The sequence below is a fragment of the Candidatus Methanoperedens nitratireducens genome, from assembly GCF_900196725.1.
Lineage (GTDB): Archaea > Halobacteriota > Methanosarcinia > Methanosarcinales > Methanoperedenaceae > Methanoperedens > Methanoperedens nitroreducens_A.
This window is the reverse complement of the sequence record NZ_FZMP01000048.1, coordinates 1-10,371: the sequence shown is the minus strand read 5'-3', so window position 1 is coordinate 10,371 and position 10,371 is coordinate 1. Positions and strand designations below refer to the sequence as shown.

The window sequence follows — 10,371 nt, the reverse complement described above, 5'->3', positions numbered from 1 at the left end:
ACTTAATTTAGGCAGAGTTAAGGATTAATATTATGTAAGAAGAGTAGTGTGAAAAGGAGATTCTATGAGCTTCACCATGTCCCTCTGGTCAATACAAAATGAGACATTAGAGGAATTGGGTAAGACTAAACTTGATCAAGAAAATCGCTTGGAGAGTTGGATTGCTAATGATATAGGCATTCTTGGACTAGATATTTTAATTATTGGAAGGCAAGTTGCTACTGAATATCGTGGTAGAATTGATTTACTTGGAATTGACAGCGATGGAGATTTAATAGTTATTGAATTGAAAAGGGATAAAACCCCACGAGACATTGTAGCACAAATCTTAGATTACGCTTCTTGGATTAAAGATTTAACCCAAGTTCAAATAGACCGAATAGCAACAGAGTATCTTAAAGAGCCACTACAAAGTGCCTTTGTAAAGCGATTTGAAATAGCATTACCTGAAAATATTAATGTATCACATGGGATGGTCATAGTAGCTTCCGAAATGGATGAAACCTCAGAAAGAATAGTTCATTATTTATCCTCAGTTCATGGCATTAATATAAATGTTATATTTTTTAATTTTTTTAATTACAACGGTACTGAATTATTGGGTCGTTCATGGTTAATGGATCCTGATGATGTAATAGACAGATCTGAATCAAAAATAAAATCTCCTTGGTCAGGATATTGGTTTGTTAATGTTGGAGAAGGCGAACATCGTAACTGGGATGATTTTAAGAGATATGGCTTTATCTCTGCTGGCCAAGGGCCAAAATATAGTAAGTCATTGAAAAAATTGAAGACAGGAGACTATATTTTTGCGTATATGAAAGGTTTAGGATATGTTGGATATGGAAAAGTGATTAGAGATGCGGTTCCAATAAGAGATTATGTTGATTCAACATTAAAAAAATTATACGAATTAGATCTGAAACAACCAAATATAAAAGATAATATGGATAATCCTGAAATGAGCGAATGGATAGTTGAAATTGAATGGATAAAAACATTTGAAAGGGAAAATGCAAAGAAATTTCAGGGGATATTTGCTAACCAAAATGTCGCTTGTAAATTGAGAGACAATTCAACTCTCGAATTTTTGAAAAAAGAATTTGATATACACTAAATCAATTATGCGCCGACGGGAACTCTTGCACACCGATATTATTATTTGCTATTGAGTGAATTAACGAAAGGAGAAAAGAATGAATTGCAAAGTCAGCATTGTTATAGAAAAGGATGAATACGGGTATTATGCTTATTGTCCTGAACTCGAAGGATGCCAAACCCAGGGGGACACTCTAGATGAAGTAATGGTTAACATAAAAGAAGCCATTGAACTTTATCTGGAAACGCTATCAGATGATGAAAAGATGGCATATTTAAGCAGGGAAATTCTGACAACTTCGGTAGAGGTAACGGTTGCCTGCTAAATTACCAAGATTAACGTCTCAAAAAGCAGAAAGGATGCTACTGAAGGCTGGCTTTGAGATGATAAGAAGTAAAGGTAGTCACAGGATATACATGAAAGGAGATAGAAGAGTCATTGTCCCGTTTCATTCTGGAAAGACTTTACACCCAAAGGTAGTCAGGCAGGTATTCAAAGCTATCGAGGATACCGAACAAGATGCTGCATAACCAATACAAATTGACAGCGATTGCCGTTAGGCTCGGATAAATTATTAAGCTCATAAATTATCTTGAGACCCTGTTATGAACCTAAACGACTTAAAATTTGAAGACGGCCTGATCACAGCAATAGCCCAGGATTGCAAAACAGGAGAAGTCCTCATGGTTGCATTTATGAACAAGGAAGCCCTCCGGAAGACCATCGAGACAAAGAGGGGATATTACTGGAGCAGGAGCAGGCGCAAACTCTGGAAAAAAGGCGAGACCTCAGGCAATGAACAGATTGTTCACGATATACTGATAGATTGCGATGCCGATGCCGTGCTGCTCAAGATCGAACAGATCGGAGGCGCCTGTCATACGGGCTACAGGTCGTGCTTCTACAGGACGATCGATGACAAGATAGTCGGCGAAAAGCTGTTTGAGCCTGAAGATGTTTATAAGAAATAAACTTAAAAAGTGGTCTCGTTTATTTGATGAGGATACAGGTGGAACAATTTTTAATACTTTAACCCCCACTCCTGCTGCATGAAATCCTGCCAATACACATGTGGTATCCCTATTGGAGTGTAAGCAGGCACTCAATCTATGGAACATTATCCGCATAAATATACTGATAGTTTATAAAAATTTATTTCAGTTTTTAACGTTTATTTCATTTCTTAATGTTTATTTCAGTTTTTTAATGTTTAGAAATATATTCTTTATATTTTAAAGCATGCAGAAACCGTCAAATCCCATAGGTCAATATTATATTGGAGAAGTGTGATCAGTAAATCCGGGTCGCAGGTAGAAATAAAGCTGTTTACATTATACTCTATGATATTCATGCATATGTATATGGATAATCTTATATATTGTTATGATTATAATGATAATTGGCAGGAGCACCGTTTCTATTACTCCTATCCTATCTGATTTTATCTCCTGCCATATATCTACCTCCTGGAGAAATTATCCTTATCTCCTATTTTCTGTCCTCTCTCAAATCCTCCAGATATCTTCCCAGAAATCTATCCCCTCTATATTCGTTTTTCTTTGCAAGCTTCTCCAGGGCTGAATAAACCCCGCTGCTGTACTGCGCTGCCTTTTTCTCTTTCCAGGCGAGCTCTTCCGGCAGGAGCTTTGCCGCCGCAAGGCGCAATATGTACTTACGCACGCCATTGCATATCTTAAGCTGTGGCGCGATCCGCAAAGCAAGTTCCACTACCTCTTTATCCAGGTACGGAACCCGCAGTTCGACAGCATTCGCCATTGTCACGGCATCGTCCCGCTCAAGGTTATTTGCCGCGATATTATCAATGTCATTGCGAAGCGCGTTTTCAAGCACATTAAAATCCATAGATTCGTACCGTTTATATCCGGCGAACAGTTCATCTGCGCCCTGTCCTGAAAGCATTACGCGAATCCCGTCATTGCGGGCATCTTTTGATGCAAAGAACAGAGGCAAGGCTATGCTTACTTTTAACGGGTCTGATGACCCGGTAGCTCTCATTATATCAGGAAGCGCGGATTCAACTTCCTCCATTGTAAGTTCATGGAGATGCAGTTTACTACCAGAGCCGAGAAGGTCAGCAGCCTTTTTCGTTTGCCGGACATCATGCGAGCCTGCCATGCCCACTGAATACAGTTCCACTTCGCCACACAACGCGGCGATCAGGGAGCTGTCAAGACCGCCTGAGAATGCAAGAGCACACGGGTTATAGATGCGCTTTTTCACAGCCTGTTCCATTGCATTAAAGAGCAACTCTGAGGCTGCATTTTCATCAGTGATACGCTCACCCGCTTTGAATCCTGTCACTTTTTTTTCAGTGAGCCTGCCGCTTTTGTAGGAGAGCATATATCCGGGCATGAGTGCGAAAATTTCGCTTATTCCAACTGATAAAAGAGATTTTATCTCAGATGAAAAGGCGAACATATCGCCAGTACCGCCATAATAAAGCGGTTTCACGCCGGCAGGGTCGCGCGCGAGTAGTATTTCGCCATTCTTAGCGTAAGCGAACGCGTAGTCACCGTCCAGTTCTCTGATAGCTGCCTCCGCGCCTGTTGATTCGATCAGTTTGAAAAGCGTCTCGCTGTCCGAGTCAGTTTTCAGCCGAAGCTTTTCCGCGATTTCGTGGAAATTGTAAATCTCCCCGTTATAGGTGAGCACGCCGCCGTTGTGGAGCGGCTGTGTCCCGTCCCCGGTAATTTTAAGCAGGACATTGCCGAGCGTTATATCGCCAAGAGAGTAGGTGCCGCTGCCATCCGGTCCCCTGTGTCTTATTGCTTCGAGCATCTTTTTAACAAATTTTTCAGAATCTTTTCCTGCTGCGCCTGCTATGCCGCACATGATGATTTTAGTTGTTGAAATTTTAAAAAATTATGTTGGTTTATCGCCAGCTCGATCCTATTTGCCTATATCTTCATTCATTGCAGGGCTCCCTCAAAAGTCCTTGACTCGCCAACCACGACTTTTTTAATCCCGAACTGGACAACAGCGCCCGCGCACAGATAGCACGGCATCAAGGTCGAGTAAAGCACAGTATCTTTATAACTGCCGATCCTGCCTGCATTTCGCAGACAATCTATCTCGGCATGCGCCATCGGGTCGCTTTTCTGGATTCTCTGGTTGTGCCCTTTTCCGATTATCCTGCTTTCTTTTACAAGGACAGAACCGATAGGTATCCCACCTTCCGATAAACCCTTTGTGGCTTCTTCGATTGCTGATTTCATGAATCTGTCCATATTTAAAAACTATCCCACGACTCTCATTTTCGATATCCTGACAGTAGGCGTGATCATATTCCCTACTTTTCTTACATCCTTCCCGGCGCCATCTATGCCCTGAAGCACATCAAAGATGTTCCCTGATATCATCATCGATTTGATAGGCGAAGCGGTCTCGCCATCCCTGATCATAAAAGAATTGCGTGCCTCAACTGAAAAGTCGCCTGAGATTGGATTCGCAGTATGCGCCCCGATGACCGTATTGACAATCACACCCTTGCGGGTTTCAGCGATGATATCAAACGACGGGTGGTCGATTACCAGGTTGCGTGTCCCTATCGAAGGTGTCGATGTGAAAGAAGACCTGATAGCGTTACCTGTGCTTTCTCTTTTCTCCTTTCCCGCCGTATAGCAGTCATAAAGGAAAGACCGAAGCGTTCCGTTCTTCACGATCTCAATCCTTTTTGACGGGGTTCCTTCATCATCCGTGGATGCCGTTCCTATGCCTTCTGGAAGTGTTCCGTCATCAATTATAGAAAGCTCACCCGCCGCGATTTTGCTGTTCATTCTCCCGATCAGGGATGAGCGCCCTTTCTGTACGTTATCGGCGTTTATCGAGGGCAGGAGCGTGTTCTCAAGGATATCCGCAAAAGCCATGGGCTCAAGAAGCACTGTAGTATCCCCCGTTTCAGCGCGAACGCCATTCAGTGACCTTAAGGCGAGAAGAGATGCTTTTTTTCCTACATCATAAAAATCAATATCCAGTTTCCTTGACATGTCAAATTCCGAAGCTGTTGATATATCAGAGTTCTTTGCTGTGGTATCTATAGAACCCTGGATGCTTGTCTCAGACCCTTTTACCTCAACACCATGAGAATTCAATATCAACTGGGTTGAACTGCCGCAGGAGAAATGTCCTGATGTGGGTGTGACAGAAGGGATAGATTTTGCGCCTTCGACCATTTGCGCAGTATAATCAATACATGCCTCAATATCGATCTCCTCTATCTTCTTATCAAAAATACCTATAACTGCCGCAGGCTTTTGCTTCTGCGGTAGCCCTGACCACTGCGGGTCGCCGTTCCTTACCCGCGCTGATTTCACAGCAAGAATGCACGCTTCTTTTACCTGCGATGCGTCATTGGTGCTTGAAAAACCCACGGCTCCGTTAACTATCGCTCTTATTCCGATGCCTGAGAGCAGGCTTTCTTTTGCAAGGTCTATTTCGTCTCTCTGTACATCGATCATTACAGACCTGCCCTTGATGCAAAATATCTCCATTTCATCCGCGCCTGCTTCTTCGGTATAACCAAGAGCTTTGTATGCAAGTTCAAAAATATCGGTCATCGGAATCATTAATTAAAGTTGAACATGATAAAGATAACCTATGCGTGCCCTTATCATCGATGGGTATGTGGATGAACCCGCATGCCTTGGCGTTCCGCCATATCTTGCGCCCTATCCCAGGTACATAGCCGGGGCAATGGTCGAAAGAGGGGTTAAACCGCAGGATATTCTATATCGCACCATTGACCAGCTCCGATCAGGTAAAGAGATTGTCAGGGCTGATATAACAATTATAATAGCAGGTATGACAGTGCCGGGGAAGTACCTGAGAGCAGCACCTATAACTCAAAAAGAAATCAGGGAACTTTCTCATCTTGAAGGAATAAAGATACTGGGAGGACCTATCAGGCTTGGTTTTGGCGAGGAAGGCGGCACGTCGGCAAAGGAACTTCAAATCCCCGGGATCGTGCCTGCAAAAAATGATGTAGAGGCTTTTGTTTACGACCTGCTGGATGACCCGGAAGACCCCGACAGCGTGCGGCACAGGATGAGGACCGCATCCGAAATAGGAAGATGGAGCGTGAATGGCGCATTCGTGGTCTGCCAGCACCCCGATTATCCTTACGTGATGTGCGAGCTTGAGACATACCGCGGCTGCCCGCGCCATTCGCACTGCTCTTTCTGCACCGAGCCATTCTACGGGAAGCCTGATTACCGGGAAGTAAAGGATGTGGTGAGCGAGACTGGCGCGTTATATTATCACGGGGCGCGGTACTTCCGGATTGGCAGGCAGCCCGACCTGTTCATGTACATGGCAAAAAACGGGGTTCCAGACCCTGATGCTATCGAGGAGCTTTATAGAGGTATCCGGAACGCTGCGCCGGAACTTAAAGTGCTTCACATGGACAACGCAAACCCGGTAACGCTGGCAAGGTTCCCGGAAGAATCCCGCCGCATCGCAAAGACCATCGTGAAGTACCACACTGCCGGCGATGTTGCTGCGCTGGGCATGGAAAGCGCCGACCCCGAAGTGATCAGGGCAAACGACTTGAAAGCATCGCCCGATGAGGTCTTTGAGGCTATAAAACTCTTAAACGAGGCAGGCGCAGAGTGGGGGGCGAACGGTCTGCCTGAGCTGCTTCCGGGGATTAACTTCGTGCATGGCTTAAAAGGCGAGACAAAAAAGACGTTTGAGCTGAACTTTGAGTTCCTGAAAAAAGTGCTCGATAGCGGTCTGATGCTGCGCCGTGTGAATATCAGGCAAGTGATGACTTTCGCAGGAACGCCGATGCACGGCTATGAAGAGCTTGTTATAAAGCATAAGGACTTATTCCTGCGCTACAAGGAAAAGGTACGGAATGAAATAGACCTGCCGATGCTGCGCCGCCTTGTGCCAGCCGGGACGATATTGAGGGACGTACGCACGGAAGTCTTCGATAAAATAACTTACGGGCGCCAGCTCGCCACTTATCCGCTTCTTGTGGGTATCCCGGCGCAGGTTGAGTTGAACAGGTTCTACGATATAATGGTGACGGACTACGGGCACAGGTCGATAACAGGGATACCCGTCCCCGTAAATATAAACCGGGCGCCGCTTAAAGTTATAGAACAGGTACCGGGTGTGGGGAGAACGCAGGCAGGGAAGATAGTAATGGGAAGACCGTACAGGGATAAGGAGGATATTATTAAGAGGGCGGGGATCAGGAGGGAACTACTGGAACACATCATTTATTAGCTCTCCTGGCATATGATATATTAGGGTGGACGTGAAATAATATCATGGGAGGTGTATGATATAATGGACCAAAATGAAAGCCGGGAAGTTCCGCCGGGGCTCGCGCCAAGAGTGGCCGTATCCATAGCAGTTTTATTCGGCGGGTTGATATTTGCAATAATATATGTTGCATTCTTCGCTGCGTCATTCAGCCTTTTCCAAAAAATCGCCGTTGTCCTGGTCGTCCTTCTCGTAATGGTAGCCATACTGGGTTTGATGTGGGCATCCTGGGGCATAAGGCAGGGCATGGAAAAAGAATGTCGTGAATAACTGCCCGACAAGAGTAAAGGTTTTTATCTTATCAGGCTGTAGATTAGGCGCCCACGGGATAGTAGGGTAGCCTGGTCCATCCTTGAGCGTTTGGGACGCTTAGACCGCGGTTCAAATCCGCGCTATCCCATTATAATCTATTTTTGGATGTATGATATTTCTTAAAAATGTGTAGGCTATACTTGCCTACACCTCCTTTGCAGTTCTGAGTAATTCTTCCCTTGACATGCTTTTATGATGCGTATTCTGAAGATGCTGCTGGGCTAACGAGGCTAACTCATTATCGTCCTCGTCCCGGATCATGAACGGGCAGTCGATACCCGAAGCTCTGCATTCAATTTCCTTTGTCATTATTGCTCACCCCCAAAAATGGTTTGGTCTGGGGGCTAATAAAACTTACGCAGGCATCAACTTTAGCAGAAATTTTATCATCAGATTTAAGCCTAGAAATATACAAATAGATATTTGGCTACAAATCGGATGTGGGGCATCGTAGGTATGTATGACGCCAGCAGGGGAAGTAGAACATGAAACCAATGATTTGCACTGCAATACGCTCAAAGATGATAATCCGCTTTTACTACAACGGCGGTTTTCGTAAACTGGAGCCATTCTGTTATGGAGTGAGCACTTCAGGCAATGAGGTACTGAGGGCTTATCAGACAAGCGGCTACAGCAAATCGGGTAACCCTGCCGGATGGAAGCTCTTTCGGGTATCGGAGATATCAAGCCTTAAGATCACAGGTGAATATTTTGAAGATATCAGACCCGGCTATAATCCAAAAGATCCGATAATAAAGAGAATCTACTGCTGCGTTTGATCGCACCTGCCGGTCGCACTTCATTATATTATTTCAGTTCCTGGGCTTGTAGAACAGCACAAACCTGTACTCACCCGGCTGTCTGTCCATCTTCCTGTACAGCAGATAATCAAGGTTTATATCACTGTCTTTAAACCAGTACCATGACATCTTTGCACTGTCAAGCCTCATATAATCACTGCTGAGGCGGCGCTTGACTATACTTGCGTCAGATTCATTCCCGTCAGAATCATGCACCACTATGAGCGGGGCGGTAAATGATGAGTTTATACTCACCTTCCATTTAACATTACCGTAATGGCGCAGGTACCACAGGAACTGGGTCTCCATCTGGTCATCAGTGATCTGGACTTCTGTTGACTGGTTCTGGTACTGTGATGATATTTCAAAGAACGTATCAAGGAACCGGGAATATTTCTGCGGGGGCTGTGCAGCCTGGATAAGCGGCTCAGCCGGGTTTGTATAATCATAATAGTTCAGGAAAACGCTTGAATACATAAAAAAAGTCAAACTTAAGATAAGGGCAATAAGCGTTACAGCACCTGTCTTAGAATTGAATTTAAATTCGGACAGGCGTTCCCCCAGAAACGTGGCAGCAAGGATCACAAGAGGCAGCAGTGGATTCAAAACCAGCCAGGGGACTTTTTCCTGGACATAAGAATAAACTACCAGGTTCGTAACAGTCCAGTATATGAGAAATGAATAAAACAAATTACGGGATTTAAGGACTGAAAGAATCCCGAAAACCAGCAGCGGAAGATATACAACAAAGGCAACCGGGAGGTACGAGATCGGCAAGAACCTGCCCGCTACAGGATAATAATTGGTAAGAATATAAATGACGTCCACTATCACCCAGTACGCTAAGAATATGATGAACATCTTCTCCTTTTTCTTCTCGCAGCAGCCGTAATATGCCGCCCCGAGCACTCCGAAGATTAGCACCGGCAGTTCATAAAGTGCTATGATCGGGAGGTAGAAATAGTAAGGTCCGCCGATACGCTGGATTTTATGCATCTCATACCAGTGTGATACGGCTTTCTCGACAGCGACCTTCATCCCGGAAAAATCAAGAACATTCCCTGTGTAAAAAAGTGAAAAGAGCACAAGAACAACAAGAACTAAAAAAAGTCCCTCTGCTACCGGGATGAAGAGCTGTTTATCACGGCTTTTGATCCTGCCAGGCAAACCTTTATACCCCTTTTGCCTGATAAAAAGCAGAAGCAGGAAAAATGCTATCAGCGCCATCATAATATATGCATTTTCTTTAAGCGCAGCAAGCGATACTAGTGCTGCTCCAGCCAGGAACAGGTAAAAAACCCGGAGATAAGAATACCCGCTCTCAGTATATTTTTCAGCGTATTTTACCGCGCATACCAGCGCAACAAGTGTAAAGAACGCAATGAAGATATCTTCCCTGTAGAACCGCGAGTAATAAAGGAACGAAGGCGAGACTGCAAAAAAGAACGCTGCCAGTACCATGCCCCCCGTCCTTATGTATTTCCTCAGCGGGAATAATAAAAAGAGCATCGAAGCCCCAAAAATCGCTGGAAGGAGGCGGGATGAATATATATTGTCTCCCAGGCGCCTGTACATTTCGGCAGTAACATAGTACATGAAGGGACCGTGGAACGAAGGGTCGTAAGAATATGTGCCGTCGTTGAATAATTTGTAGGTGAAATAACCTACTGCCGCCTCATCGTGATGGAATACCCTCTCATCGAGGTGATATAGCCGCAAGGAGAACGCAGTAACAATGATAAGAATAAAGCCAAGATATAGAGCAAGCTCTCTTTTATCCATTAACCTATCATAGTTAAAACCTATTCATAGCATTTATGGTTTAAAGGGAACATTCTTAAGGTGGTTACCAAAGCCCTCCCAAAACCG

Annotated in this window: 12 protein-coding genes and 1 tRNA gene; 8 read left to right on the top strand and 5 right to left on the bottom strand. The window is 44.6% G+C overall.

Translation table 11 applies throughout. From position 1 onward, the window contains the following. Window positions 1–64 precede the first annotated feature (64 nt). The 4 genes from MNV_RS04775 to hisI all read left to right on the top strand — a co-directional run bounded on the left by MNV_RS04775 (window position 65) and on the right by hisI (window position 2,070). Window positions 65–1,117: a PDDEXK family nuclease gene (locus MNV_RS04775; RefSeq protein ID WP_218837903.1), complete on the top strand. Its 1,053-nt coding sequence runs from the start codon at window positions 65–67 to the stop codon at window positions 1,115–1,117. Between the two features lie 79 nt (window positions 1,118–1,196). Then, window positions 1,197–1,424, top strand: coding sequence for a type II toxin-antitoxin system HicB family antitoxin (locus MNV_RS04770; RefSeq protein WP_096204231.1), 228 nt, complete (start codon window positions 1,197–1,199; stop codon window positions 1,422–1,424). Then, entirely contained in the window at window positions 1,414–1,629 is a 216-nt protein-coding gene (locus MNV_RS04765; protein ID WP_096204230.1) for a type II toxin-antitoxin system HicA family toxin, read from the top strand. Before MNV_RS04770 ends, MNV_RS04765 begins: the two co-directional genes overlap by 11 nt. Window positions 1,630–1,704: 75 nt before the next feature. Next, window positions 1,705–2,070: a phosphoribosyl-AMP cyclohydrolase gene (gene hisI / locus MNV_RS04760; protein WP_096204229.1), complete on the top strand. Its 366-nt coding sequence runs from the start codon at window positions 1,705–1,707 to the stop codon at window positions 2,068–2,070. Between the two features lie 517 nt (window positions 2,071–2,587). Here hisI and MNV_RS04755 read toward each other — a convergent pair. The 3 genes from MNV_RS04755 to MNV_RS04745 all read right to left on the bottom strand — a co-directional run bounded on the left by MNV_RS04755 (window position 2,588) and on the right by MNV_RS04745 (window position 5,676). Next, window positions 2,588–3,952, bottom strand: coding sequence for an asparagine synthetase B family protein (locus MNV_RS04755; protein ID WP_096204228.1), 1,365 nt, complete (start codon window positions 3,950–3,952; stop codon window positions 2,588–2,590). Window positions 3,953–4,029: 77 nt separating this feature from the next. Next, window positions 4,030–4,347, bottom strand: a complete 318-nt coding sequence (locus tag MNV_RS04750) for a nucleoside deaminase (RefSeq protein WP_096204227.1) — start codon at window positions 4,345–4,347, stop codon at window positions 4,030–4,032. A 9-nt stretch (window positions 4,348–4,356) separates the two neighbouring features. Then, a complete protein-coding gene (locus MNV_RS04745; protein WP_306453618.1) occupies window positions 4,357–5,676 on the bottom strand; it encodes a TldD/PmbA family protein in 1,320 nt (439 codons plus the stop codon). A gap of 40 nt (window positions 5,677–5,716) precedes the next feature. Here MNV_RS04745 and MNV_RS04740 point away from each other — a divergent pair, with 40 nt between their 5' ends. From MNV_RS04740 to MNV_RS04730, 3 genes are all read left to right on the top strand, one after another. Then, a complete protein-coding gene (locus MNV_RS04740) occupies window positions 5,717–7,351 on the top strand; it encodes a radical SAM protein (protein WP_096204226.1) in 1,635 nt (544 codons plus the stop codon). A gap of 63 nt (window positions 7,352–7,414) precedes the next feature. Further along, window positions 7,415–7,660: a hypothetical protein gene (locus tag MNV_RS04735; RefSeq protein ID WP_096204225.1), complete on the top strand. Its 246-nt coding sequence runs from the start codon at window positions 7,415–7,417 to the stop codon at window positions 7,658–7,660. Between the two features lie 55 nt (window positions 7,661–7,715). Continuing rightward, window positions 7,716–7,790: transfer RNA gene (locus MNV_RS04730), tRNA-Pro, on the top strand. 56 nt (window positions 7,791–7,846) lie between these two features. Here the strand turns inward: MNV_RS04730 and MNV_RS04725 are convergent. Beyond that, on the bottom strand, window positions 7,847–8,011 hold the full coding sequence (locus MNV_RS04725; protein ID WP_096204224.1) for a DUF1059 domain-containing protein: 165 nt from the start codon (window positions 8,009–8,011) through the stop codon (window positions 7,847–7,849). A 176-nt stretch (window positions 8,012–8,187) separates the two neighbouring features. On the opposite strand from MNV_RS04725, the gene MNV_RS04720 reads away from it, so the two are divergent. Then, window positions 8,188–8,481, top strand: a complete 294-nt coding sequence (locus MNV_RS04720; protein WP_096204223.1) for a WYL domain-containing protein — start codon at window positions 8,188–8,190, stop codon at window positions 8,479–8,481. 33 nt (window positions 8,482–8,514) lie between these two features. Here the strand turns inward: MNV_RS04720 and MNV_RS04715 are convergent, their stop codons facing one another. Continuing rightward, window positions 8,515–10,284, bottom strand: coding sequence for a flippase activity-associated protein Agl23 (locus tag MNV_RS04715; RefSeq protein ID WP_096204222.1), 1,770 nt, complete (start codon window positions 10,282–10,284; stop codon window positions 8,515–8,517). Window positions 10,285–10,371 lie beyond the last annotated feature (87 nt).